Annotated in this window: 20 protein-coding genes; 7 read left to right on the top strand and 13 right to left on the bottom strand. The window is 62.1% G+C overall.

Annotation, left to right across the window (positions count from 1 at the left end; all coding sequences use genetic code 11):
* Window positions 1-111 precede the first annotated feature (111 nt).
* From HDC32_RS23295 to HDC32_RS23285, 3 genes are read left to right on the top strand one after another with little or no spacing between them, the layout of a single operon-like run.
* Window positions 112-1,194, top strand: coding sequence for an efflux RND transporter periplasmic adaptor subunit (locus tag HDC32_RS23295; protein WP_184745621.1), 1,083 nt, complete (start codon window positions 112-114; stop codon window positions 1,192-1,194).
* On the top strand, window positions 1,191-2,261 hold the full coding sequence (locus HDC32_RS23290) for an efflux RND transporter periplasmic adaptor subunit (protein WP_184745619.1): 1,071 nt from the start codon (window positions 1,191-1,193) through the stop codon (window positions 2,259-2,261). Before HDC32_RS23295 ends, HDC32_RS23290 begins: the two co-directional genes overlap by 4 nt.
* Window positions 2,258-5,314 (top strand): efflux RND transporter permease subunit, encoded by a 3,057-nt coding sequence (locus HDC32_RS23285; protein ID WP_184745617.1) that lies wholly within the window; start codon window positions 2,258-2,260, stop codon window positions 5,312-5,314. Before HDC32_RS23290 ends, HDC32_RS23285 begins: the two co-directional genes overlap by 4 nt.
* Before the next feature lie 109 nt (window positions 5,315-5,423).
* Here HDC32_RS23285 and HDC32_RS23280 read toward each other — a convergent pair whose 3' ends face one another.
* The 12 genes from HDC32_RS23280 to HDC32_RS23225 form a co-directional block, all read right to left on the bottom strand.
* Window positions 5,424-6,050: a bifunctional 2-polyprenyl-6-hydroxyphenol methylase/3-demethylubiquinol 3-O-methyltransferase UbiG gene (locus tag HDC32_RS23280; RefSeq protein ID WP_184745615.1), complete on the bottom strand. Its 627-nt coding sequence runs from the start codon at window positions 6,048-6,050 to the stop codon at window positions 5,424-5,426.
* 89 nt (window positions 6,051-6,139) lie between these two features.
* Window positions 6,140-6,784: a methionine ABC transporter permease gene (locus HDC32_RS23275; RefSeq protein WP_016974994.1), complete on the bottom strand. Its 645-nt coding sequence runs from the start codon at window positions 6,782-6,784 to the stop codon at window positions 6,140-6,142.
* The gene (locus HDC32_RS23270) at window positions 6,774-7,889 is read right to left on the bottom strand and encodes a methionine ABC transporter ATP-binding protein (RefSeq protein WP_184745613.1); all 1,116 of its coding nucleotides are present in this window, start codon (window positions 7,887-7,889) and stop codon (window positions 6,774-6,776) included. Before HDC32_RS23270 ends, HDC32_RS23275 begins: the two co-directional genes overlap by 11 nt.
* Window positions 7,886-8,701 carry a MetQ/NlpA family ABC transporter substrate-binding protein gene (locus HDC32_RS23265; protein ID WP_145335776.1) on the bottom strand — a complete coding sequence of 272 codons (816 nt, stop codon included), beginning with the start codon at window positions 8,699-8,701 and terminating at the stop codon, window positions 7,886-7,888. The genes HDC32_RS23270 and HDC32_RS23265 overlap by 4 nt, the downstream gene beginning before the upstream one ends.
* 145 nt (window positions 8,702-8,846) lie before the next feature.
* Window positions 8,847-10,199: an LLM class flavin-dependent oxidoreductase gene (locus HDC32_RS23260; protein WP_184745611.1), complete on the bottom strand. Its 1,353-nt coding sequence runs from the start codon at window positions 10,197-10,199 to the stop codon at window positions 8,847-8,849.
* Entirely contained in the window at window positions 10,199-11,392 is a 1,194-nt protein-coding gene (locus HDC32_RS23255; protein ID WP_184745609.1) for an SfnB family sulfur acquisition oxidoreductase, read from the bottom strand. The genes HDC32_RS23260 and HDC32_RS23255 overlap by 1 nt, the downstream gene beginning before the upstream one ends.
* 24 nt (window positions 11,393-11,416) lie before the next feature.
* Window positions 11,417-12,658, bottom strand: coding sequence for an SfnB family sulfur acquisition oxidoreductase (locus tag HDC32_RS23250; RefSeq protein WP_145335782.1), 1,242 nt, complete (start codon window positions 12,656-12,658; stop codon window positions 11,417-11,419).
* Window positions 12,659-12,863: 205 nt separating this feature from the next.
* Entirely contained in the window at window positions 12,864-13,610 is a 747-nt protein-coding gene (locus tag HDC32_RS23245; RefSeq protein WP_184745607.1) for a hypothetical protein, read from the bottom strand.
* A 368-nt stretch (window positions 13,611-13,978) separates the two neighbouring features.
* Window positions 13,979-14,725, bottom strand: coding sequence for an L-cystine ABC transporter ATP-binding protein TcyN (gene tcyN, locus HDC32_RS23240; protein ID WP_053140245.1), 747 nt, complete (start codon window positions 14,723-14,725; stop codon window positions 13,979-13,981).
* 3 nt (window positions 14,726-14,728) lie between these two features.
* Window positions 14,729-15,394 carry a cystine ABC transporter permease gene (gene tcyL / locus HDC32_RS23235; RefSeq protein WP_032884921.1) on the bottom strand — a complete coding sequence of 222 codons (666 nt, stop codon included), beginning with the start codon at window positions 15,392-15,394 and terminating at the stop codon, window positions 14,729-14,731.
* Entirely contained in the window at window positions 15,394-16,188 is a 795-nt protein-coding gene (tcyJ, locus tag HDC32_RS23230; protein ID WP_108573701.1) for a cystine ABC transporter substrate-binding protein, read from the bottom strand. The genes tcyL and tcyJ overlap by 1 nt, the downstream gene beginning before the upstream one ends.
* Window positions 16,189-16,466: 278 nt before the next feature.
* Complete coding sequence (locus HDC32_RS23225; RefSeq protein ID WP_184745605.1) at window positions 16,467-17,462, bottom strand: D-cysteine desulfhydrase; 996 nt, start codon at window positions 17,460-17,462, stop codon at window positions 16,467-16,469.
* A 166-nt stretch (window positions 17,463-17,628) separates the two neighbouring features.
* Between HDC32_RS23225 and epsC the strand changes: the two genes are divergently transcribed.
* The 4 genes from epsC to mgrA all read left to right on the top strand — a co-directional run bounded on the left by epsC (window position 17,629) and on the right by mgrA (window position 23,554).
* Complete coding sequence (gene epsC / locus HDC32_RS23220) at window positions 17,629-18,555, top strand: serine O-acetyltransferase EpsC (protein ID WP_145335788.1); 927 nt, start codon at window positions 17,629-17,631, stop codon at window positions 18,553-18,555.
* 383 nt (window positions 18,556-18,938) lie between these two features.
* Window positions 18,939-20,900, top strand: coding sequence for a choline transporter BetT (gene betT / locus HDC32_RS23215; RefSeq protein ID WP_184745726.1), 1,962 nt, complete (start codon window positions 18,939-18,941; stop codon window positions 20,898-20,900).
* A 158-nt stretch (window positions 20,901-21,058) separates the two neighbouring features.
* Complete coding sequence (locus tag HDC32_RS23210; protein ID WP_167655981.1) at window positions 21,059-22,408, top strand: OprD family outer membrane porin; 1,350 nt, start codon at window positions 21,059-21,061, stop codon at window positions 22,406-22,408.
* A gap of 108 nt (window positions 22,409-22,516) precedes the next feature.
* The gene (gene mgrA, locus HDC32_RS23205; RefSeq protein ID WP_184745603.1) at window positions 22,517-23,554 is read left to right on the top strand and encodes an L-glyceraldehyde 3-phosphate reductase; all 1,038 of its coding nucleotides are present in this window, start codon (window positions 22,517-22,519) and stop codon (window positions 23,552-23,554) included.
* Between the two features lie 65 nt (window positions 23,555-23,619).
* Here the strand turns inward: mgrA and tauD are convergent, their stop codons facing one another.
* The gene (gene tauD / locus HDC32_RS23200) at window positions 23,620-24,456 is read right to left on the bottom strand and encodes a taurine dioxygenase (protein WP_145335792.1); all 837 of its coding nucleotides are present in this window, start codon (window positions 24,454-24,456) and stop codon (window positions 23,620-23,622) included.
* Between the last annotated feature and the right edge of the window lie 3 nt (window positions 24,457-24,459).

Below are 24,459 nucleotides of genomic sequence, written 5' to 3'. Positions count from 1 at the left end.
TGAGGCCGATGAACTCACCTCAATACGCCTTCCCCATGCCGATAAGGAACCCTGATCTAAGCTCACAGTCGCATACACACTGGCACATCGCATCGCGCACAAGGAGTCCGCATGGGCGGTCGTATTTCCACCTGTATCGTCGGTTTGGGTTTAGTGGTGTTGCTGAGCGCTTGCGGCCAGGAAAACGCCGAACCCAAGCAGCATTCCCGAGTATTTGTGCAAACCGTGCAACCCGCGGATTTCGCCGCGGCCGTCACACTGACCGGGGATGTGCAGGCGCGCGTGCAGACCGACTTGTCCTTCCGCGTCGGCGGCAAGATCATCCAGCGCATGGTGGATGTGGGTGACCGCGTGACCGCCAGGCAAGTGCTGGCCAAGCTTGATCCCAAGGATTTGCAGACCAACGTCGATTCCGCCCAGGCCCAGGTCGTGGCCGAACAGGCGCGGGTCAAGCAAACCTCCGCCGCGTTTGTGCGCCAGGAAAAACTCCTGCCCAAGGGCTACACCAGCCGCAGCGAATACGATTCCGCCCAGGCCGCGCTGCGCAGCAGCCAAAGTGCCCTGGCCGCCGCGCAGGCGCAGTTGGCCAACGCCCGTGAACAACTCGGCTATACCGCGCTGATTGCGGATGCGCCGGGAGTGATCACTGCGCGCCAGGCCGAAGTCGGTCAGGTGGTACAGGCCACCGTGCCGATTTTCAGCCTGGCCACCGATGGCGAGCGCGATGCGGTGTTCAACGTTTATGAGTCACTGCTGGTTGAGCCGCCGCCCGATGCGCCGATCACCGTCAGCCTGCTGGATAACCCGAGCATCAAGGCCGTGGGTAAAGTGCGTGAAGTCACACCGGCCGTGGCCGCCAATACCGGCACGGTGCAAGTGAAGATCGCCCTGCAATCGTTGCCCGAAGGCATGCGGCTTGGTTCGGTGGTCAGCGCCACCGCCAATGGCCCGGCCAAATCGAGCATCGAGCTGCCCTGGTCGGCGTTGACCAAAGACCTCAGCGAGCCCGCCGTATGGCTGGTGGACGGCGAGGGCAAGGCGCAACTGCACAAGGTCAGTGTGGCGCGTTACCTCACGGGCAAAGTGATTATTGGCGACGGCCTCAAGGGCGGCGAAAAAGTCGTGGTGGCTGGTGGGCAACTACTGCACCCCGGCATGCTGGTCGAGATCGCCCAGCCAGGAGCCCAGCCATGAAGCGCCTGACGGTTGTACTCGCCGCCAGCCTGTTGCTGATGGCCTGCTCCAAGGAAGAACCGGCGCCCGAGCCCGTGCGCCCGGTGCTGTCCATGGAGGTGAAGTCCGAAGACCAGGAGACCCTCGGCCGCTTCGCCGGCACCATCCAGGCGCGCTACGAAAGCAACTTGGGCTTCCGCGTCCCCGGTCGCATCGCCCGGCGTGCCGTGGATGTGGGCGCCGAAGTGGAGAAGGGCGCCGTGCTCGCCGTGCTCGACCCTACCGACCAACAAAACCAGTTGCGCGCCGCCCAAGGCGATTTGGCGCGCGTGCAGGCGCAGTTCATCAATGCCCAGGCCAATGCCCGTCGCCAGCAGGAGCTGTTCAACCGTGGTGTCGGGGCCCAGGCCCAACTGGATGTGGCCCAGACCGACCTGAAAACCACCCAGGCTTCCCTCGACCAGGCCCGGGCTTCGGTCAATCAAGCCAAAGACCAGCTCAACTACGCCGAACTGCGCACCGACCACGCCGGCATCGTCACCGCCTGGAATGCCGAGGCCGGCCAGGTGGTCAGCGCCGGTCAGCAAGTGGTGACCCTGGCGCGCCCGGACATCAAGGAGGCGGTCATCGACCTGCCCGCCGGCCTCGCCGAGCGCCTGCCGCCGGATGGGGTGTTCCTCGTCGCCGGGCAACTCGACCCCAGCGTCAACACCACCGCCACCGTGCGCGAGATCGAACCCCAGGCCCAAAGCGCCACGCGCACCCGTCGCGCGCGCCTGACCCTGGCCGAAACGCCGCCCGCGTTCCGCCTTGGCACGGCGGTCAGCGTGACCTTGAGTTCGGCCATCGCCCCACGCATCGAGTTGCCCCTGAGCGCCTTGCAGGAAGTCGACGGCAAGACCCGCATCTGGTTGCTCGATACCCAAAGCCAGACCGTACAACCGCGCGACATCACGGTGCTTAGCCGTGACGCTGAAAGCGCCTTGCTCAACGGCGGCGTCAAACCCGGCGAACGTATCGTTACTGCCGGCGTGAACAGCCTGAAGCCTGGGCAAAAAGTCAAAATCGACGAGGACAGCCCGCGATGAAAGGCAGCTTCAACTTATCCGAGTGGGCCCTCAAGCATCAGTCCTTCGTCTGGTACCTGATGTTCGTCGCGCTGCTGATGGGCGTGTTCTCCTACATGAACCTGGGCCGCGAGGAAGACCCCTCGTTCACCATCAAGACCATGGTGATCCAGACCCGCTGGCCGGGCGCGACCCAGGAAGAAACCCTCAGGCAGGTCACCGACCGCATCGAGAAAAAGCTCGAGGAACTCGACTCCCTCGACTACGTGAAAAGCTACACGCGACCGGGTGAATCCACGGTGTTCGTGTTCCTCAAGGACACCACCAGCGCCAAGGCGATTCCGGAGATCTGGTACCAGGTCCGCAAGAAGATCGACGACATTCGCGGCACCTTCCCCCAGGGCTTGCAGGGGCCGTCGTTCAACGACGAATTCGGCGATGTGTTCGGCTCGGTGTACGCCTTTACCGGCGACGGCCTGTCGATGCGCCAGTTGCGCGACTACGTGGAGCAGGTGCGTGCCGAGATCCGCTCAGTGCCGGGGCTGGGCAAGGTCGAGATGATCGGCCAGCAGGACGAAGTGATTTACCTGAATTTCTCCACGCGCAAACTGGCGGCCCTGGGCATTGACCAGCGCCAGGTGGTGCAAAGCCTGCAATCGCAGAACGCGGTGACCCCCGCCGGGGTGATCGAGGCCGGGCCGGAGCGCATCTCGGTGCGTACGTCGGGGCAGTTCGCCTCGGAAAAAGACCTGGCCAACGTCAACCTGCGCCTCAATGACCGCTTCTATCGCCTGGCCGATATCGCCGAGATCAGCCGTGGCTATGTTGACCCTGCGCGACCGATGTTCCGCTTCAACGGCAAGCCGGCGATTGGCTTGGCCATCGCCATGCAGAAGGGCGGCAACATCCAGTCGTTCGGCAAGGCACTGCACACGCGCATGGACGAACTGACCGCCGACCTGCCGGTGGGCGTCGGTGTGCATAAGGTCTCCGACCAGGCCGAAGTGGTGGAAGAGGCGGTCGGCGGCTTTACCAGCGCGCTGTTCGAAGCGGTGATCATCGTGCTGGTGGTGAGCTTTATCAGCCTCGGCATGCGCGCCGGGCTGGTGGTGGCGTGCTCGATTCCACTGGTGCTGGCGCTGGTGTTCGTGTTCATGGAATACAGCGGCATCACCATGCAGCGCGTGTCGCTGGGTGCGTTGATCATCGCCCTCGGCCTGTTGGTGGACGACGCAATGATCACCGTGGAGATGATGATCACACGTCTGGAAAAAGGCGAAACCAAGGAGCAGGCGGCCACCTATGCCTACACCTCCACGGCATTCCCGATGCTCACCGGTACCTTGGTGACCGTCGCCGGTTTCGTGCCGATTGGCCTCAACGCCAGTTCGGCGGGGGAGTACACCTTCACCCTGTTCGCGGTGATTGCCGTGGCGATGCTGGTGTCATGGGTGGTGGCGGTGCTGTTTGCGCCGGTGATTGGCGTGCATATCCTCAGTGCCAAGGTGAAACCCCACAGCGCCGAGCCGGGGCGCATCGGCCGCGCGTTCAATGGCGGCATGCTGTGGGCCATGCGCAACCGTTGGTGGGCCATCGGCATCACCGTGGGCCTGTTCGTGGCGTCGGTGTTCTCCATGCAGTTTGTGCAGAACCAGTTCTTCCCGTCGTCGGACCGCCCGGAAATTCTCGTCGACCTCAACCTGCCGCAAAACGCCTCGATCAACGAGACGCGCAAGACGGTCGACCGTCTGGAAGCGATCATCAAGGACGACCCGGACATTGCACGCTGGAGCACCTATATCGGCCAGGGTGCGATCCGTTTCTACCTGCCCCTCGACCAGCAACTGGAAAACCCCTACTACGCGCAGTTGGTGATCGTCAGCAAAGGCCTGGAAGAGCGCGGTGCCTTGATTGCGCGCCTGCAAAAGCGCCTGCGTGACGACTTCGTGGGCATCGGCAGTTTTGTGCAACCGCTGGAAATGGGCCCGCCGGTGGGGCGTCCGATCCAGTATCGCGTGTCCGGTAAAGACACCGACCAGGTGCGCAAGCACGCCATCGAACTGGCGACCCTGCTGGATAAAAACACCCACCTGGGCGAGATCATCTACGACTGGAACGAGCCGGGCAAAGTGCTGCGCATCGACATTGCCCAGGACAAGGCGCGCCAGCTCGGGCTGTCATCCGAAGACGTGGCGCAGTTGATGAACAGCGTGGTCAGTGGTGCGTCGGTAACCCAGGTGCACGACGACATCTACCTGATCAACGTGGTCGGCCGTGCCGAGGACGCCGAGCGCGGTACGCCGGAAACCTTGCAGAACCTGCAGATCGTCACGCCCAACGGCACCTCGATCCCGCTGCTGGCCTTCGCCACCGTGCGCTATGAACTGGAACAGCCGCTGGTGTGGCGTCGCGACCGCAAGCCGACTATCACCATTAAAGCGTCGGTGCGCGATGAGATGCAGCCGACCGACCTGGTCAAGCAGCTCAAGCCGGAGATCGACGCATTCAGCGCCGGCCTGCCGGTGGGTTACAAGGTCGCCACGGGCGGCACCGTGGAAGAAAGCGGCAAGGCTCAGGGCCCGATTGCCAGCGTGGTGCCGCTGATGCTGTTCCTCATGGCGACCTTCCTGATGATCCAACTGCACAGCGTGCAGAAGATGTTCCTGGTGGCCAGTGTCGCGCCGCTGGGGCTGATTGGCGTGGTGCTGGCGTTGATCCCCACAGGGACGCCCATGGGCTTTGTGGCGATCCTCGGTATCCTGGCGTTGATCGGCATCATCATCCGTAACTCGGTGATCCTGGTGACGCAGATCCACGAATATGAAGTGGCCGGCTACACGCCGTGGGACGCGGTGGTGGAAGCCACCGAGCATCGGCGTCGGCCGATCCTGCTCACGGCGGCTGCGGCGAGCCTGGGCATGATCCCGATTGCTCGGGAAGTGTTCTGGGGGCCGATGGCCTACGCGATGATTGGCGGCATCATCATCGCCACCTTGCTGACGCTGTTGTTCCTGCCGGCGCTGTATGTGGCCTGGTACAAGATCCGCGAACCCCAACAGGAAGAACACGGTTAAAAATGTGGGAGGGGGCTTGCTCCCGATGGCGGTGGGTCAGTCAAAGATGCTCCAACTGATCCACTGCTATCGGGGGCAAGCCCCCTCCCACATTTGGAATGCGTTACCTCTAAGGTTTGCGCCAGACACTGGCCAACCAAGGCTGCTGCTCTCGAGGCAATCCCGCCGGCCGGTAGTAATGCTCCAGTTCCACAAACCCGGCGGCGGTGAGCAGTGTCTGCCACGCCTCCAGGTCGTGATAAGCCCCATAGCGCGGCCCATTCCAGCCTTCCTGGTTCTCACCCCGCGGGTTGGAGCTGAACAGCACGCCCCCAGGTTTCAACGCCCCATGCAGTTGTTTGAGCACACGCGGCAGTTCCTGCTTGGGGATATGAAACAGCACCGCATTGGCAAAGATCCCGTCAAAGCGTTCAGCCGGTAAATCCAGTTTGAGGAAGTCCTGCTGCAACACCTCACAGCCGCTGTCTTCGCGCGCCATCTGCGCAAACCGCTCGGAGCCATCCAGGCCGACGGCGATATGCCCCATGCGCGTAAAGGTCTGCAAATCCCGCCCCGGCCCGCAGCCGAAGTCCAGCACGGTAAAGGGGGGTGTGCCCTGGATATGCCGCAGCAGCGCGTCGATATTCTGGCTCACATCGTGATCGCGGGTGCCTTCACGGAAGTCCTCGGCCACCTTGTTGTAGTGGCCGAGGGTGGTGGACGTGATCTGGTCGAGGTCGTCGGGCTTGAGGGGCATGGTGGGCAATACCGGGTGTTGAGATGACCCGACTATACCTTGTGGCGAGCGGGCTTGCCCCGCGTTGGGCTGCGCAGCAGCCCCAGCTTTCAGCGCTTATTCAGCACCCGCGCCAACCGATCGCCACCCAACTGGATCACCGCCACCAGGATCACCAGCAGCACAATCACCGTGAGCATGATCTGCGTATCAAAGCGCTGGTAGCCGTAGCGATAGGCAATGTCGCCCAGGCCGCCCGCACCAATGGCCCCGGCCATGGCCGACGAGTTGATCATGGTCACCAACGTGATGGTGAACCCGCCGACAATCCCTGGCAGCGCTTCGGGCAGCAGTACATGCCAGATGATGTGCCAGCGCCGGCACCCCATGGCCTGGGCGGCTTCAATCAGACCGTGGTCGACCTCGCGCAGACTCACTTCGGCGATCCGCGCGAAGAACGGTGTGGCGGCGATGGTCAGCGGCACAACCGCCGCCCACACGCCGTAGGTGGTGCCGACGATCAGCCGCGTGAAGGGGATCAGCGCCACCATCAGGATCAAAAACGGAATCGAGCGGAACAGATTGACGAACGCCCCCAGCACCCGGTTCAGCGCCGGTGCCTGGTAGATGCCGCCCTTGTCGCTGGTCACCAGAAACACCGCCAGCGGAATCCCCACCAGCAAGGCGATCAACGATGACACGCCGACCATCAACAAGGTGTCGATGGCACCCTGCACCAAACGATCAAACCACATAGCCCAGCACCTCCACCTGTTGTGCCCAGTTCGCGGCGCGGTTGCGCAGTTCTTCGGTGTTATGGGGTGAGCCGTTCACCGCCAGCAGCAGTTGCCCCAAGGCATGCCCCTGGATCCGTTCGACACCGCCCTGCAGCAGACGCACGCGCCCGCCGAGGGCGCTGAACAGTGCGGCCAGGTCGGGTTCATCGCTGGCACTGCCGGTGAACTGCAAGCGCAGCACCGCGGCGGCGTTTGGCGATTCAGGCTGGGTGTGCAAACGGCTTTGCAGTTCTTCCGGCAGCCCATGTTGCAGCGGCGCCAGCAGGGTCTTGCTGACTTCATGTTGCGGGTTGCCGAACACTTGCCACACCGGGCCTTGTTCGACGATGCGCCCGTGTTCGAGCACCACCACGCGGTCGCAGATGTCGCGGATCACCGCCATCTCATGGGTGATCAAGACGATGGTCAGGCCCAGGCGCCGGTTGATCTCGCGCAGCAGGCCGAGGATCGATTGGGTGGTCTCCGGGTCAAGGGCCGAGGTGGCTTCGTCGCACAGCAGGATCTGCGGGTCGTGCACCAGCGAACGGGCAATGCCCACGCGCTGTTTCTGCCCGCCGGACAGCTGCGCCGGGTAGGCCTTGTGCTTGTCCTGCAAGCCGACCAATTCCAGCAGCTCGCGCACTTTTTGCTCACGCTGGGGCTTGGGCACGCCGGCGACTTTCAGCGGCAATTCGACGTTCTGCCACACGGTTTTGGCTGACATCAGGTTGAAGTGCTGGAAGATCATGCCGATACGCCGACGCAGCGCTACCAGGTGGTCTTCGTCGAACTCGCCGATGTCGACCTGATCGATCAACACGCGCCCGCTGCTGGGTTGTTCCAGGCGGTTGATGGTGCGGATCAGCGACGATTTGCCGGCGCCGCTGCGGCCGATAATGCCGAACACTTCACCGCGCTGGATCGCCAGGTCGATGCCTTGCAAGGCATGCACGCCGCCGTCGTAGGTTTTGCCCAGGTTTATAAAACGCACGTGCGCGCGGTTCAGGTCCGGGTGCAGTTCTGTCTGCTCGGCGTCCCTGGGTGGAGAACCCAGGTCGCGTAGTTGAAAGTGGGCGGCGGTCATTTTTTATCGTCCCAACCGACTTGGTACAACTTGCCGAGGGATTTATCCAACGCCGCGCGCACCACTGGCGAGTGCTGGTAGATGTCGACGAACTTGATCACGCGCGGGTCGGTTTTGCTCTTGGGCTGGATCACGAACTGGATCACGTATTCCGGGTGGTCGAGGCCGTCGAACAGCAGCGCCGACTCGGCATCGAAGGTCTTGGACAGGCGGATGTACGCCGGGTAGCCCTGCACCAGGTCGGCATCGTCATAGGCGCGCACCAACTGCACGGCCTCGACTTGCAGGATCTTGATGTTTTTCGGGTTGGTGACGATGTCTTCTTCGGTGGCCTTGTAGCCCACGCCCGGCTTGAGGGTGATCAAGCCGGCCTTGGCCAGCAGTTGCAAGCCGCGACCGCTGTTGATCGGGTCGTTGGCAATCGCCACGCTGGCGCCTTGGGGCAGGTCGTTGATGCTTTTGTATTTCTTCGAGTACAGGCCGACGTTGTTGATGATGCCCGGCGCGTACGGCACCAGGTCAAAACCGGCGGCGGCCTTGGCGTTTTCCAGGAACGGGATGTGCTGGAAGTAGTTCACGTCAATATCGCCGGCGGCCAGGCTGACGTTGGGCGCGATCCAGTCGGTGAACTCCACCAGCTCGACGTTCAGGCCTTGCTTGCCGGCTTCGGCGACTGCGGCTTCCAGGGGAATCGCGAAGGCGGCAGTGGTGCCGATTTTCAACGGGGCATCGGCGGCGAACACCGCCGAGCTGAACAGCCCGAAGGCCAGGGCCAGTGCTTTGACTGGGTTATTGAGGAATGTCTTTTTCATAGTGGGTTTCCAGTCATAAGGTATTAGGACAAACAATGCAGATCCAATGTGGGAGGGGGCTTGCTCCCGATAGCAGTGGTTCAGTTGGCAAATGTGGTGACTGATACACCGCTATCGGGAGCAAGCCCCCTCCCACATTTTTCAATCAGTGGCGGTAGGTCGAGCCGGTGTGTTGTTCAGGTAGGCGAGCACTGGCGTGGAAGACTTTTTCCCGTAGCGTGCCGCTCTCATATTCGGTCTTGTACGACCCCCGCTTCTGCAACTCCGGCACCACCAGGTCGATAAAGTCCACATAGCTTTCCGGCGTGACAATGCGCGTCAGGTTGAAGCCATCCAGCCCGGTTTCGCTGATCCAGGATTCCAGCTCGTCAGCGACCTGTTCGGGCGAGCCGACCAGGGTGATATAGCGTCCGCCGAGGGCGTGCTGCTCGAGCAATTTGCGCCGGGTCCAGTCGTTGTTTTGCAGGTTCTTGGTGGCCGACTGGATCGCGTTGCTCTTCACGTACTGGATCGGTTCGTCGAGTTCGTATTGGGAAAAATCAATCGCGGTGGACGCCGAAAAGTGCGCCACGCCGGCCTCCGCGCTGGCATAGCTCAGGTACTCGGCATGCTTGGCCCAGGCCAGTTCTTCGGTGGCGCCGACGATCACGTTGAGGCCCATGAACACCTTGATGTCTTGCGGGTTGCGTCCGGCCTCGACCGCGCTGGTGCGTACCTTGCCCACCTGCACCTTGGTCGCGGCCTTGTTCTGCCCGCTGATAAACACGCACTCGGCATGGCGCCCGGCAAACAGCAAGCCACGGTCCGAACTGCCGGCCTGGAACAGCACCGGCGTACGCTGCGGCGACGGTTCGCACAGGTGATAACCCTCCACCTGATAGAACTCGCCATGGTGCTCGACCTTGTGCACCTTGCCCGGCTGCGCGTAGACCCGCGCCTGCGGATCGTTGAGCACCGCGTCGTCTTCCCAGCTGCCTTCCCAGAGTTTGTAGAGCACCTCCAGGTATTCATCGGCCTGGTCGTAGCGCCGGTCATGCTCGACCTGTTCGGTGAGGCCCATGGCCTTGGCGGCGCTGTCGAGGTAGCCGGTGACGATGTTCCAGCCCACCCGGCCACGGCTCAGGTGGTCGAGCGTGGACATGCGCCGGGCGAACAGATACGGCGGCTCATAGGTGAGGTTGGCGGTCAGGCCGAAGCCGAGGTTCCTGGTCACGGCGGCCATCGCCGAGACCAGCAGCAGCGGGTCGTTGACCGGCAGTTGGATCGATTCCTTGAGCGGCACATCGATGGATTTCTGGTACACGTCATACACGCCGACGATGTCGGCGATGAACAAACCGTCGAACAGCCCGCGCTCCAGGGTTTGCGCCAGGTCGGTCCAGTACTCGATGCTTTTGTACTGGGTGGACGTGTCCCGTGGATGGGTCCACATGCCGTGGTTGATATGCCCGATGCAGTTCATGTTGAAGGCATTGAGCAGGATCTTTTTCTTTGCCATCAAATGGTCCCCCGCAGTGGCGGGTTTTCAGCGTTGAGGTAGTAATTGCCTACTGCGTGGTACTTCCAGCGCACCGGGTCGTGCAGGGTGTGCACGCGGGCGTTGCGCCAGTGGCGGTCGAGGCCGTGCTCGGCCAGGGTGGCCTGGCTGCCGGCCAGTTCGAACAGGGTGCTGCCGGCGGCCAGGGAAATCTCGGTGCTCAAGGCGCGGACTTCAGCGACGGCGATGGACGCCGCCGCCACGGTGTCGGCATTGCTGTCGGCCTGGGCGCGGTCGAGGTGTTCGCCTGCGCGTTCCAGCAATGCCTCGGCGGCGTGCAGGCGAATGCTCAGGTGGCCGAAGCTCTTCAGGGTCAGCGGGTCTTCGGTGGCTTTGTCGTTGCCGGAATCGATCCACGGGCGGGTCTTGGTGCGCACAAAGTGCAGCGCATCTTCAAAGGCCGCGCGGGCGATGCCGGTGTCGATGGCGGCGTGGAGAATCTGCGCCAGCGGGCCGACGGTGGTCGGGCGCTCAAACGCACTCTGGAACGGGATTACGTCTTGCGCCGCAACCCACACGTTATCGAACACCACCGAGCCGCTGCCGGTGGTGCGCTGGCCAAAGCCGCTCCAGTCGTCGATAACCGTCAGCCCCTCGCTGTCGCGGGGCACGAAGGCCAGTTGCTGGATGCCGTGTTCATCCACCACCGAGGTGGGGATGCGCTGGGCATAGATCGCGCCGGTGGCGTAGAACTTGCGGCCGGTGATGCGGAAGCCGTCGCCGTCGCGGGTGATGGACGTAACACGGTCGTGGGCGGTCTTGGTGCCCAGTTCCGCCAGGGCGTTGCCGAAACGCTGGCCAGCGAGCACTTCGGCATACAGGCGTTGTTGCTGTTCAGGGCTGCCATTCACGCGCAGCACTTCGAGGGCGTAGAAATGGTTTTGCGGAATCTGGCCCAGGGAGGCATCAGCCTGGGCGATGAGGGCAATGACCTTGGCCAGGGTGACGTTGGACACACCGGCACCGCCGTATGCCTTGGGCACGCTGATGCCCCACAGGCCGGAGCGCGAGAACACGTCCAGCTCGGGCAGCGGCAGGCGGCGTTCGCGGTCGCGCTGGGCGCTGTCGCGACGGAAGTCTTCGGCCAGGTCGCTGGCGACAATAAGGGCTTGTTCGTCGCTGGTGATAACCGCGACACGGTGAGAAAGGGTCATGAGTTTCTCCAGAGGTCTGGTCGGTTAAATCCAGGAATGGCGAGCCGGCAACGTGCCGTTCAAGCGATAGGCGCCGACGGCGTGATACTTCCAGCGCACCGGGTCGTGCAGGGTGTGCACCCGGGCGTTGCGCCAGTGACGGTCGAGGTTGAACTCCGCGAGGGTGGCGCGGCTGCCGGCCAGTTCGAAGAGCTTTTCGCTGACCAGCAACGACACTTCAGTGGTGAGCACCTTCGCCTCGGCCACGGCGATTGACGCACGCGCGGCGGACTGTGCGGTGATCGGCTCGGCGCTGACCTGGTCCAGCACTTGCCCGGCCTTGCGCAACAGCGCTTCGGCGGCGTGCAGTTCGATCTTCAGCTTGCCGATATCGGCGATCACGTAGAGGTCATCGCTGGCCCGCTCGACCTTGGCGTCGATCCACGGGCGCGAACGCTCACGCACAAAGGCGATGGTGTCATCCAGCGCGCCACGGGCGATGCCGGCGTCAATGGCGGCCTGGATCAGTTGCGAAACGGCGCCCTGGATAGTCGGGCTTTCGCCGATACGCCAGTTTTCAACGACCAGATCGGCCTCCACTGGCACGCGGTCCAGCAGCACGGTGCCGCTGGCGGTGGTGCGTTGGCCGAAGCCCGACCAGTCATCCACGATGCGCAGCCCTTCGGTGCCACGGCGCACAAACGCCATGACCTGCTTGCCGTCGTCGTTCAGCGCCTTCACCGCCACCCAGTGGGCAAACAGCGCGCCGGTTGAATAGAACTTCTGGCCGCTGATCACGTAGCCGTCGCCTTGGGCAGTGATGCGCGCCTTGAGCTCCAGGGTGTTTTTGGTGCCGCGCTCCGGGCCGCCATTGCCGATGCGCCAGCCGTCGAGGACGCTCTGGAACAGCTGCTCTTTCTGGCGCCCGGTGGCGGCGCCCTGCAACACCTGCAGGATGCCGAAATGGTTCTGCGGGATCTGCCCGAGGGCCGGGTCTGCCGCGCTGATGATCGCGAAGACTTCGGCCAGGGTCACGAATGAGACTTGTGGGCCGCCGTATTCGCGAGGAATGGAAATACTGCCCAGCCCACTGCGGGTGAATTGTTCGATCTGCGCCCACGGCAGCTTACGTTGCTGGTCACGCTGGGCGGCTTGCAGGCGCGCGGCCTGGGCCAGCTCGTGGGCAGCCTTCAGCGCCTCTGCATCGTTGCGCAGCACGGTGGCCGGCAACAGCAGGGGAGCAACGTCCAGATGATTCTGGGGGGGTGTTAGAGCCAAGTTAGACATCAGTGCCGCTCCTTGGCTGCACGTAATGCCCTGGCGTTATGCACCGGGGTAATTCTGACCATACCGACCTCGCATTCAATGAAATGAAAACAGAAAAATCAAAGATGTCCGGTGGTCCGGTGCATATACCCTAAGCGTGTTAAATATTTAAATAAACTAACTTTTGGGAATATGCATAGAAGGTCTGCTACCCAGGTTCGCAGGGTCAGCCAAGGGGGCGCGGTTGATAGATCCGCGCTCTCCCGACCGGCTGGCTCGGCGCGCAGGCGGCAATGCGTAAGGTGCGGGTCGGAGCCCAGCGCGAATTGTTGCCGACACGATCGAGAATGCAGTACGTCACCTCCAGGCGGCTGTCGTCACCTGCCTCGACAATTACCGTCGAAGGCACCCACACCTGCACGACCACCCCGACGCCTTTGGCCTGGATCTTGGGCAGGTCCATGCGTACATCTCCCCAGCGTAGGGTGATGGCATCGCCCGTGGCCATATTCAGGTAAGGCGCGATGGTCAGCGGAATACCACGTCGTACCTGGCGATCGTTGACGCCGTAGCGGCGGATGGTCTCGGGCAGGCCTACAGGGGCAAGGTTCTGGTTTTCGTCGCTGCAAAGCGGGGAGGGCGGGCCTCCCGGACAGTTGGTTTTTACCCGCACGTGGGCCCTGGCCGAGCAGGCGGGTGTGTGGCCGATTTGCATGACCCGGTAGTGAACTTCAGCGGGGCCATCCTGCACAAAACTTTCCGGCACCCGCAGATGGGTTGGCAGGCCGACCTTGCCTGCGGTCACCCGCCGTGAGGCCGCAAAGCAGTTGTTCCAGAACAGCTCGATCAGATCGCCTTCTTCCATGCCGGGGTAGGGCTCGATATCGATCTGCAGGTGTGCGGCCGCCAGGGCGTTGATGCCATTTCGAAGGGCCTGGGGCAGCGTCGGGGCGGTGAGCAGGGGGCGTGTCATAAGTAATCTCCTTGATGCAGCCAGCAGCAACCGTTCCGGGCCCTTGGCGCGGGTGCGCGCTGGGTCCGAAAAGAACGATTCGGTGAATAGCCGGGATAGGATCCAATCCTCTGGACGCTAGATAAGAGGGTTGGCCAAGGAGCGTCAATGGAGGCAAAAGGCTAAACGGCGGGTTGGCGCAGATTCAGAAGGGTCTGACTGGGCGGGGGATTTTAAGGGGGGAGTGGTGGGGAGATTTACTCGGTGGAACGAGGCGTTCCTGTAGGAGCTGGCTTGCCAGCGAAGAACGTCCAGACGACACGGTTAATTCGGCTAAACACGTTATCGTTGACGATTTTCGTTGGTAAGCCAGCACCTGCAGGTGGATCTCAGTGGGCCAGGAATTTGCTCAGGAACTGCCGGGTGCGTTCCTCCTTGGGGTTGGCGAACAACGCCTTGGCTTCGCCTTGCTCCACGATCACACCCTTGTCGAAGAAGATCACCCGGTTGGCGACATCGCGGGCAAAGCTCATTTCGTGGGTGACGATGACCATGGTGCGGTTTTCTTCGGCGAGGCTGCGGATGGTTGCCAGTACTTCGCCGACCAGCTCCGGGTCCAGCGCCGAGGTGGGTTCGTCGAAGAGGATCACCTCCGGCTCCATGGCCAGCGCGCGGGCAATCGCCACGCGCTGTTGCTGGCCGCCGGAAAGACGCCGTGGGTAGGCGTCTTCCTTGCCCGCCAGGCCGACCCTGGCCAGCAACTTGCGCCCCAAGGCGATAGCCTCTTCACGCGGCATCTTCTTGACCACGGTCGGCCCTTCGATGACGTTTTCCAGCGCCGTGCGGTGGGGGAACAGGTTGAAGTTCTGGAACACAAAACCCACGTGCTGGCGCAGGCGCCGTACCAGGCCTTGTTGCTGGTTGAGCGGTTTGCTGCCGTCGATCTGGATGTCGCCCACCTTGATACGGCCGCTGGTGGGCTCTTCGAGGAAATTCAGGCAGCGCAGGAAGGTGGTCTTGCCGGAACCGCTGGGGCCGATGATGGCGACGACTTCGCCTTCCTTGACCTCCAGGTCGATGCCGTTGAGTACCACCTGACCGTTGAATTGCTTGGTCAGTTTTTCAACCACGATCATGCTTCAAGACTCCAGGTCATGCCGGTTGACCCGGTCTTCCAGGCGGTTTTGGAAATGCGCCAGGATGCTTGCCAGTACCCAGTAGATCAGGGCGGCGGACAGATACATGGTGAAAATTTCGAAGGTGCGCGCAGACACCAGTTGAGCCTGGCGGAACAGCTCTGGCACCTGGATGGTGGCGGCCAGCGCGGTGTCCTTGACCAGCGAAATAAAGCTGTTGCCCAAAGGTGGCAGGGCGGTGCGCATCGCCTGCGGCAGGATGGCCCGGCGTAGAGTCTGCGCACGGGTCATGCCGATACTGGCGGCGGCCTCCCACTGGCCACGCTCGATGGAAGCGATGGCGGCCCGCAGGATTTCACAGGCGTAGGCGGCCATGTTCAGCGAAAAGCCGATCATGGCGGCCGGGATCGGATCCAGCTCGATGCCCACTTGCGGCAAGCCGTAGTAGATCAGGAACAGCTGTACCAGCAAGGGCGTGCCGCGAAAGAACGACACGTAGACGCGGGCTGTCCAGCTCAGCAGCTTGAAGCGCGACAGCCGCATCAAGGCCAGGCCGAAGCCCAGCAGCAAGCCGAAAAACATCCCGCCAAGGCTGAGAATCACCGTGTAATACGCGCCCTTGAGCAAAAAGGGCGCGGAGTCCAGCGCGAGTTGGAAACCTGCTTCCATTATTGAGTGACGTCGGCGTTGAAGTACTTCTCGGACAGCTTCTTCAAGGTGCCGTCGGCGCGCAGCTTGTCGAGGGCCTTGTTCACCGCTTCAAGCAGCTCGGGCTCGCCTTTGCGCAGGGCGATACCGGCTTCCTGGCGGGAGAAGGCGTCGCCGGCAGCGGCGGTGTCCGGGGCTTTCTTGGCGTATTCCAGCGCAGCCAGGCGGTCGATCAGGATGGCGTCGATACGGCCGATGCGCAGGTCCTGGAACTTGGTCGGGTCATCGTTATAGGTCTTGATAATGGCTTTGGGTTGGTTGTCCTTGAGCCATTGTTCGTAGTTGGTGCCCAGGCCTACCCCGACTTTCTTGCCGGCCAGGTCGTCGGCGGTCTTGATGGTGTCGACGTTCTTTTTCAGCACCAGCGCCTGAATACCGGACACGGTGTAGGGCGTGGAGAAGTCGTACTTCTTCTTGCGCTCTTCAGAGATGGTGACTTGGTTGACCACCGCGTCCAGGCGCTTGGATTCCAGGGCCGCGAGGATGCCGTCCCATGGTGTGGCCTGGAGCTTGACCTTCACGCCCAGCTCTTTGGCCAGGGCTTCGGACAGCTCGACTTCGAAACCGCTGAGCTTGCCGCTTTCATCGACGAAGCTGAACGGCGGGTAGGTGCCTTCCAGGCCGATTTTGATCTCGCCGGCCTTTTTGATGTTGCCCAGTTGCTCGCCGGCAACCGCCTGGCCCAGCCAACCGGCGCCGAGAGCCAGACCCAAAGTGCCAACCAGCAACGTGCGACGGAATACAGAAATAGTCATGAAGAGCCCCTGTGTTTTTTATGTTGAGCGAAGCAGGTGACGCAGTAGTCGTATCCTGCCTTAAAGCGCGTAGCGCGTCTTCGTCTACGGCGCGATGATAAAGCCGGGGTTTAAGACTTGAAAACAATATAAATCTTAATTGATATTCTATTTTTGAATATGTGTTGAGTCTAATGTGGGAGGGGGCTTGCCCCCGATAGCGGTGTATCAGTAACAGGTGAGCTGGCTGACACTCTGCTATCGGGGGCAAGCCCCTCCCACATTTAGCCCGCGTTTATTCAGTTGAAAACCGAGTCATAGGCAAACAACGCCGGTGCCCCACCGGTATGCAGGAAAATAATCGGGCCATCTTCAAAGCGCTGGCGGCCGATACCGTCGAGCAAGCCGGCCATGGCCTTGCCAGTGTAGACCGGGTCCAGCAGCAGGCCTTCCTGGCTCGCCAATAGCTTGACCGCTGAAAGGGTGCCGGCGTTCGGTTCGCCATAACGGGGGCCGAAATATTCGTCCCACAGGATCACCTTGAACGCCTCGGGGATGTTCACGCCGAGCAACTCGGCCGTGCGTTCGGCCAGGCCCTGTACTTTCGGAAACTGCGCTTCTTCAGTGCGCGATACGGTGATGCCGATCACGGGCAGTTGCGGCAGTACTTCACTCAAGGCCAGGGCCAGGCCGCTGTGGGTACCGGCGCTGCCGGAGGCCAGCACCACGGCGGCGAATTCGATGCCGCTGTCTTCGATCTGCCCGGCCAGCTCCAGCCCGGCGCGCACATAACCGAGGGCGCCGAGGGCATTGGAGCCGCCGATGGGCACAAGGTACGGCTTCTTGCCGTTGCTGCGCAGGCGATCGGCGAGGGCGTTGAGTTGGTCGTCGACGTTGTCGAGGTTTTCCACCAACTCTACCTTGGCGTCGAACAGCTCCAGCAGCAGGCGGTTGCCGTTGCCCAGGTAGTTGGGGTCTTCGGTGTCGGTGGGGTTTTCCAGCAGGGCGACGCAGCCCAGGCCGAGCCTGGCGGCGAGGGCGGCGGTCTGGCGTACGTGGTTGGATTGGATCGCGCCGGCGGTCACCAGGGTATCGGCGCCCTGAGCGATGGCATCGGCCGCCAGGTATTCGAGTTTGCGCAGCTTGTTGCCGCCCATGGCCAGTGGCGTGGTGTCGTCGCGCTTGACGTAGATGTCGCGTCCCAACCAGGTCGACAGCCGTTCGAGTTTTTCCAGGGCGGTGGCACCGCCAAGCAGTTCCAGGCGGTTAAAACGGTCGAGCTGTTGCTTGATCATGGCTACGCACGGTGGCTAAGGGATGGAGGGACTATAGGCAGGCACTTTTCATCGGGCAACCGTCAATCGCTTATGCCCGATGGTTCTTAGCATCACACCATTGGTTCTTAAGGGCGGTCAGGGTGCATACCGTAAAGTGATGGCCATTACGTCAGGAGTGAATACCGTGAGTGAGCGTTCCAGCCATTGGCAATTACAGACCATCGTCAGCCAACTGCGCGACGCCCGTGACCAGTGGCGAACGCGCAATGGCCGTTTGAGCGGCGAGCATGGCGGCCGTGAATTGCCGTCCCGTGAAGCCGTTGCGCAGATTCTCGAAGCCCTGTGTGGTGCGCTGTTTCCGATGCGCCTGGGGCCGGCGGACTTGCGTGAAGAAAGTGAAGATTTCTATGTCGGCCATACCCTAGACGTCGCGCTGAATGCCTTGCTGGCCCAGGCGCGTCTGGAGTTGCGTTATGCCGCGCGCCAGGGCGGCCAGGATGACAGCCAGATCGACGCCCATGCCATCCGGCTGATCCAGGATTTCGCCCTGGCCTTGCCGTCCTTGCGCAGCCTGCTGGACACCGACGTACTCGCTGCCTACCACGGCGACCCGGCCGCACGCAGTGTGGATGAAGTGCTGCTGTGCTACCCGGGGATTCTCGCGGTGATTCACCATCGCCTGGCCCACCACCTGTACCGCGCCGGCTTGCCGCTGCTGGCGCGGATCAGCGCAGAAATCGCCCACTCGGCCACCGGTATCGATATCCACCCCGGCGCGCAGATCGGGCCGAGCTTCTTTATCGACCACGGGACGGGCGTGGTGATCGGCGAAACCGCGATCATCGGCGAGCGGGTGCGCATCTATCAGGCGGTCACGTTGGGGGCCAAGCGCTTCCCGGCGGATGAGGATGGGCAACTGCAGAAGGGCCACGCGCGCCATCCGATTGTCGAGGATGACGTGGTGATCTATGCCGGGGCGACGATTCTCGGGCGCATCACCATCGGCAAGGGGTCGACCATTGGCGGCAATGTATGGCTGACGCGCAGTGTGCCGGCGGGGGCGAATATTACGCAGGCGAATTTGCAGCATGATGATGGGGCGCAGAAGTAGACAACCTGCACCGGTCACCTGTGGGTGGGGGCTTGCTCCCGATGGCGGTGGTTCAGCCAGTGCATCTGTGACTGACAGACCGCTATCGGGAGCAAGCCCCCTCCCACAGTTTGACGGCATTCTACGCGGAGGCCGTATTTCATTCAGCAGTCGCTGAACGATTTCCTTTGCTCACCCGTCATACCACTCAGCCCTGCGATTAGTCCCAAACCGCCTATTTATGTTTAACTTGAACGCTTGTTCAAGTTAAACCCGGTGGTTCGCTGCCCGCTCACAACAGGAGGCTTACCTTTGCTGAGTCCGTTTTATACAGCCACATCCCTCACCCTCGGGGTGCACCTTTCATGAGTGCATCGTCCACCCCATCCAGCGGCCTGGTGCGCATGAACGCGCCGGTTTTCTACTTTGCCGCTACCTTCATTTTGCTGTTCGGCATCACTGTCATCGTCATCCCGCAACAGGCCGGTGCCTGGCTGCTGGCGGCGCAAAACTGGGCGGCCAACACGGTCGGCTGGTACTACATGCTGGCGATGACCCTGTATCTGGTCTTCGTGGTGGTCACCGCGCTATCGGGCTACGGCAAGATAAAACTCGGTGCCGACCACGACGAGCCCGAATTCAGTTACCTGTCCTGGGCCGGCATGCTGTTCGCCGCCGGGATCAGCATCACGCTGTTCTTCTTCTGCGTGTCCGAGCCGCTGACGCACCTGGTGCAACCGCCCCAGGGCGAGGCCATGAATGCCGACGCTGCACGCCAGGCCATGCAGGTGCTGTTCCTGCACTGGGGCCTGCACGGCTGGGGCGTGTTTGCCTTTGTCGGCATGGCGCTGGCGTATTTCGCCTACCGGCATAACCTGCCGCTGGCGTTGCGCTCGGCGCTGTACCCGCTGATCGGCAAGCGCATCAACGGCCCTATCGGCTATGCGGTGGATGGCTTCGGCATCATTGCCACGGTGTTCGGCCTCGGTGCCGACATGGGCTTCGGCGTGCTGCACCTCAATTCCGGCCTCGACTACCTGTTCGGCATTGCCCACACCCAGTGGATCCAGGTCGGCTTGATCACCTTGATGATGGGCGCGGCGATCCTGGTCGCCGTCGCCGGCGTCGACAAGGGCGTGCGGGTGATGTCCGACATCAACATGCTGCTGGCCTGCGCGCTGCTGCTGTTCGTGTTGTTCGCCGGGCCCACCCAGCACTTGCTCAACACCCTGATCCAGAACATCGGTGACTACCTGGGCGCATTGCCGACCAAGAGTTTCGATGTGTACGCCTACGACAAACCGAGCGACTGGCTGGGCGGCTGGACGGTGTTCTACTGGGCCTGGTGGATCGCATGGTCGCCGTTCGTGGGCCTGTTTATCGCACGCATTTCCCGTGGCCGGACCATCCGCGAATTCGTGTTCGGCGTGCTGCTGATCCCGCTGGGCTTCACCCTGGCGTGGATGTCGATTTTCGGCAACAGCGCCATCGACCAGGTGCTCAACCACGGCATGACCGCACTCGGTCAGTCGGCCATCGATGACCCATCGATGAGCCTTTACCTGCTGCTGGAAACCTACCCGTGGAGCAAAACCGTGATCGCGGTCACGGTGTTTATCAGCTTCGTGTTCTTCGTCACGTCGGCCGACTCCGGCACCGTGGTGCTCTCTACCCTGTCGTCCAAGGGCGGCAACGCCGACGAAGACGGACCGAAATGGCTGCGGGTGTTCTGGGGCGCGATGACGGCACTGGTCACCAGTGCGCTGCTGTTTGCCGGCAGCATCGATTCGCTGAAATCGGCGGTGGTGCTGACCTCGCTGCCGTTCTCGCTGATCCTGTTGCTGATGATGTGGGGGCTGCACAAGGCCTTCTACCTCGAGTCGCAAAAGCAGATCGCCCAGTTGCATTCGCTGGCGCCGGTGTCGGGCTCACGCAAAGGCACCGGCGGTTGGCGCCAGCGTTTGAGCCAGGCCGTGCATTTCCCGTCGCGGGATGAGGTGTACCGGTTCCTTGAGACCACGGTGCGTCCGGCGATTGAAGAAGTGACGGCGGTGTTTGTTGAAAAAGGCCTCAACGTCGTCACCCAGCCCGACCCGTCCAACGACAGCGTCAGCCTGGAAATCGGTCACGGCGAAGAGCATCCGTTCGTGTACCAGGTGCAGATGCGCGGCTATTTCACGCCCTCATTTGCACGCGGCGGCATGGGTTCCAAACAGCTCAACAATCGTCGCTACTACCGCGCGGAAGTGCACTTGAGCGAGGGCAGTCAGGACTACGACCTGGTGGGCTACACCAAGGAGCAGATCATCAACGACATCCTCGACCAGTACGAGCGCCACCTGCAGTTCCTGCACTTGGTGCGCTGACGCTCAACTCCCCGAAAAGCCCCGTTCTACGGGGCTTTCTTAAACTTAATTTCATCCGTCAAGGCGCTGTTTTGACGCGTAACTGTCATCTGGTCACTGCGTAATTGTGTGAAGCGTTTGACGCTTTCATTTCAGAACAGTGACGGAGACCGGTACCCATGAAGACGTTTTTGAGCCCTGTGGTGGGAGCCGCCATGGCGAGCTTTATGCTGTCCGCCCATGCGGATTTTATCGATGACAGCCACGCCGACGTGACCCTGCTCAACCGCTATCTCAACCAGCAGGGACGTGACGTGGTCGGCAGCAATGCCAAGGCCCATAGCGTTCGGGATTGGGGCCAGGGTTTCGAGTTCAACTTCAAGTCCGGCTACACCGAGGGGCCGGTGGGCTTCGGTCTGGACCTGCAGGCGTTCTACGGCTTGAAACTGGATTCCGGTGGCGACCTCAACGACAAGGATCACCAGGGCCGCTATCCCGGCAGCATGTTCCCGCTTGATAACGGCAAATCCGCCGACCAGTTCGGCGTGCTCAGCCCGACCTTCAAGATGCGCTTTGCCAAGGATGAGCTGCGCGTCGGCACGCTGTACGGCAACAACCCGGTGCTGGCCAACACCGACGGGCGCCTGTACCAGCAGACCAACACCGGTGTGCAACTGGTGTCCAAGGACCTCAGCGACTTCACCTTCACCGGCGGTGATATTTTCAAGACCAAGATCCGCAACGAAACCGGCGACCAGGGCATGATCACCGCCGGTGGAACCAAAGAAAGTGACCGCTTCCTGTTTGGCGGTGCGGACTACACCGGCATACAGAACACCACTGTCAGCCTGTGGTACTCCAACCTTGAGGATTACTACCAGCAGTTCTTCCTCGGCGCCAAGCGCCATGACGCCTTGTCGGTAGGTGCGATCGATACCGACGTACGCGTGTTCCGCAGCCTGGGTGTGGGCGGCAACGCCGACGGCGACAAGGACTTTGCCGCCGCGGGCCTGTACGGCGACGGCGTAAACAAGGGCCGCATCAACCAGTCCACCGTCAGCCTGCTGGAAAGCTACAGCCTGGATGGCCATACCGTCGGCCTGGGCCTCCAGAAAAACAGCGGCGACAGCGACTTCCCGTACCTGGATTCCGGCCTCAACAGCGGTGACGCTCGACAAGGCCCAGGCTCGGGTGCCGACACCCCGGCACTGACCAACATGCAGCTGAACAAATTCCAGCATGCCGGCGAACGTACCTGGCTGGCGCAGTACAAATATGATTTGGGCAAACTCGGCCTCAACGGCCTGACGTTCTCCGCTGCCTACGCCCACGGCGATGACATCCGCACCGCCCAGGGCACCACCAGCGAATGGGAGCGAAACGTGGCCGTGGCGTATCAAGTGCCCACTGGTACCCTCAAGGGCCTTGGCGTGACCTGGAAAAATGCCCACGCCAGCCCGGACATTACCGGGGCCACCGTGCAGGATGAAAACCGCTTCTATGTCAGCTATGTCGTTCCACTCTGGTAGGAAATTGCTGTAAAACGGAAGGGCAGACTTAAGCGATTCAGCTGGTTAAAAGGCCTTGGAATATCGTTATTCCCAGGCCTTATTTGCCTACGTCCAAGAGAGGATTCGATGACTTACATTGCTGCCGAAAACCGCTATGAATCTATCCCGTATCGCCGCGTAGGCCGCAGTGGATTGGTGCTGCCGGCACTGTCCCTGGGGCTGTGGCACAACTTTGGCGACAGCACCCCGATCGACACCCAGCGCGCCCTGCTGCGTACCGCGTTCGACCTGGGGATCAACCACTTCGACCTGGCCAACAACTACGGCCCACCCTACGGCAGCGCCGAGATCAACTTCGGTCGCCTGCTGCGCGAAGACTTCAAGCACTACCGCGACGAACTGATCATCTCCAGCAAGGCCGGCTGGGACATGTGGCCGGGCCCTTACGGCCAGGGCGGCGGCTCGCGCAAATATGTGCTGGCAAGCCTGGACCAGAGCCTGCAACGCCTGGGCGTCGACTACGTGGATATTTTCTACTCCCACCGTTTTGATGCCGACACGCCCCTGGAAGAAACCGCCAGCGCCCTCGCCACCGCCGTGCAACAAGGCAAGGCGTTGTACATCGGTATCTCGTCTTATTCCGGGGTGAAAACCCGCGAAATCGCCGCGCTGCTCAAAGAGTGGAAAGTGCCGCTGCTGATCCACCAACCGGCCTACAACCTGCTTAACCGCTGGGTAGAAAAAGACCTGCTGGACACCACCGAAGAACTCGGCGCCGGCGTGATTGCCTTCACGCCGCTGGCCCAGGGCTTGCTCACCGACAAGTACCTCAACGGCGTGCCGGCCGACGCACGGGTTAACCGTCCGGGGGGTGGTTCGTTGCAGGCCAAGCACCTGTCGGAAGCCAACATCGCCCACGTACGTGCGCTGAACGAAATCGCCCAGCGCCGTGGTCAGAGCCTGGCGCAATTGGCGCTCGCCTGGACCTTGCGCGACCCACGGGTGACCAGCGCGCTGATCGGCGCCAGCCGGCCGGAGCAGATCATCGAGAACGTCGGCGCGTTGAAGAACTTGAGCTTCAATGCGGAAGAACTGGCGGAGATCGATCGGTTTGCGCAGGAAGGTGGAATCAACTTGTGGGAAAAGCCATCCAGCGCTGAATAACCTGACACCACTGGGTCAATGTGAGAGGGGGCAAGCCCCCTCTCACATTTGATTTGCAGTGTGGTTTAGAACGGCACATCCCCAAGAATTGTCGCCCGATGCATCACGCGCCGTTGCGGCCGGTAGTCATCCACCGCGTAATGTTGGGTCACGCGGTTATCCCAGAAGGCCACGTCGTTCTCCTGCCAGCGCCAGCGGAGGGTGAATTCCGGCCGTGTCGCGTGGGCGAACAGCAGCTTCAGGATCGCTTCGCTCTCCGCTGGCTCCAGCTCATTGATCCTGGTGGTGAACCCATCACTGACAAACAGCGACTTACGCCCGCTGACCGGATGCGTGCGCACTACCGGGTGCGACAGCGGTGGGTTTTTCCTGCGGGTTTCTTCCCAGCGCGCCAGGTCTTCGGCGGTGTTGCCAAAGCGTTCCAGCGGAAAGGATTTGGTGAAGTCGTGGGTAGCCGTCAGCCCATCGAGCAACCGCTTCAACGGCGCGGACAACGCCTCATACGCCGCGATGCCACTGGCCCACAGCGTATCGCCACCAAACGCCGGCAACAGCTTGGCGCTGAGTACCGCGCCGAGGGCCGGGGTGGGCAGGAAGGTCACGTCGGTGTGCCATACGGCGTTGTCGCGTACGTCGGTGACGGCGGTGTCGAGGATCAGCACTTCGGGCTGTTCCGGCACGTTGGGGTAGATCGGGTGGATGTGCAGGTCGCCGAAGTTCGCCGCGAACCGCGCCTGCTGCTGCGGTGTGATCGGCTGGCCACGGAAGAACAGCACCGAGTGGGTGAGTAATGCCTGCTCGATGGCATCGCGGTGTTCGGCGCTCAGCGGCTGGGTGATATCGACGCCACTGATCTGGGCGCCCAGGGCGGTACTCAAGGGGGTAACGGTCAGGCTGCTCATGGG

Origin of the sequence: Pseudomonas sp. JAI120 (assembly GCF_014207255.1) — a bacterium.
In the GTDB taxonomy this organism is placed as follows: Bacteria; Pseudomonadota; Gammaproteobacteria; order Pseudomonadales; family Pseudomonadaceae; genus Aquipseudomonas.
The sequence above is the reverse complement of the archived record's forward strand: the minus strand, read 5'-3'. Positions and strand labels throughout refer to the sequence as shown.

Excerpts from the sequence above, each read along its gene's own strand:
- HDC32_RS23260 (WP_184745611.1), bottom strand. The coding sequence starts at position 10,199 with ATGGCAAAGAAAAAGATCCTGCTCAATGCCTTCAACATGAACTGCATC.
- HDC32_RS23285 (WP_184745617.1), top strand. The coding sequence starts at position 2,258 with ATGAAAGGCAGCTTCAACTTATCCGAGTGGGCCCTCAAGCATCAGTCC.
- HDC32_RS23275 (WP_016974994.1), bottom strand. The coding sequence starts at position 6,784 with ATGTGGTTTGATCGTTTGGTGCAGGGTGCCATCGACACCTTGTTGATG.
- HDC32_RS23270 (WP_184745613.1), bottom strand. The coding sequence starts at position 7,889 with ATGACCGCCGCCCACTTTCAACTACGCGACCTGGGTTCTCCACCCAGG.
- HDC32_RS23280 (WP_184745615.1), bottom strand. The coding sequence starts at position 6,050 with ATGCCCCTCAAGCCCGACGACCTCGACCAGATCACGTCCACCACCCTC.
- tcyN (WP_053140245.1), bottom strand. The coding sequence starts at position 14,725 with ATGATCGTGGTTGAAAAACTGACCAAGCAATTCAACGGTCAGGTGGTA.
- HDC32_RS23210 (WP_167655981.1), top strand. The coding sequence starts at position 21,059 with ATGAAGACGTTTTTGAGCCCTGTGGTGGGAGCCGCCATGGCGAGCTTT.
- HDC32_RS23245 (WP_184745607.1), bottom strand. The coding sequence starts at position 13,610 with ATGACACGCCCCCTGCTCACCGCCCCGACGCTGCCCCAGGCCCTTCGA.
- tauD (WP_145335792.1), bottom strand. The coding sequence starts at position 24,456 with ATGAGCAGCCTGACCGTTACCCCCTTGAGTACCGCCCTGGGCGCCCAG.
- mgrA (WP_184745603.1), top strand. The coding sequence starts at position 22,517 with ATGACTTACATTGCTGCCGAAAACCGCTATGAATCTATCCCGTATCGC.
- HDC32_RS23255 (WP_184745609.1), bottom strand. The coding sequence starts at position 11,392 with ATGACCCTTTCTCACCGTGTCGCGGTTATCACCAGCGACGAACAAGCC.
- HDC32_RS23225 (WP_184745605.1), bottom strand. The coding sequence starts at position 17,462 with ATGATCAAGCAACAGCTCGACCGTTTTAACCGCCTGGAACTGCTTGGC.
- HDC32_RS23265 (WP_145335776.1), bottom strand. The coding sequence starts at position 8,701 with ATGAAAAAGACATTCCTCAATAACCCAGTCAAAGCACTGGCCCTGGCC.
- tcyJ (WP_108573701.1), bottom strand. The coding sequence starts at position 16,188 with ATGACTATTTCTGTATTCCGTCGCACGTTGCTGGTTGGCACTTTGGGT.
- betT (WP_184745726.1), top strand. The coding sequence starts at position 18,939 with ATGAACGCGCCGGTTTTCTACTTTGCCGCTACCTTCATTTTGCTGTTC.
- HDC32_RS23295 (WP_184745621.1), top strand. The coding sequence starts at position 112 with ATGGGCGGTCGTATTTCCACCTGTATCGTCGGTTTGGGTTTAGTGGTG.
- tcyL (WP_032884921.1), bottom strand. The coding sequence starts at position 15,394 with ATGGAAGCAGGTTTCCAACTCGCGCTGGACTCCGCGCCCTTTTTGCTC.
- HDC32_RS23290 (WP_184745619.1), top strand. The coding sequence starts at position 1,191 with ATGAAGCGCCTGACGGTTGTACTCGCCGCCAGCCTGTTGCTGATGGCC.
- HDC32_RS23250 (WP_145335782.1), bottom strand. The coding sequence starts at position 12,658 with ATGTCTAACTTGGCTCTAACACCCCCCCAGAATCATCTGGACGTTGCT.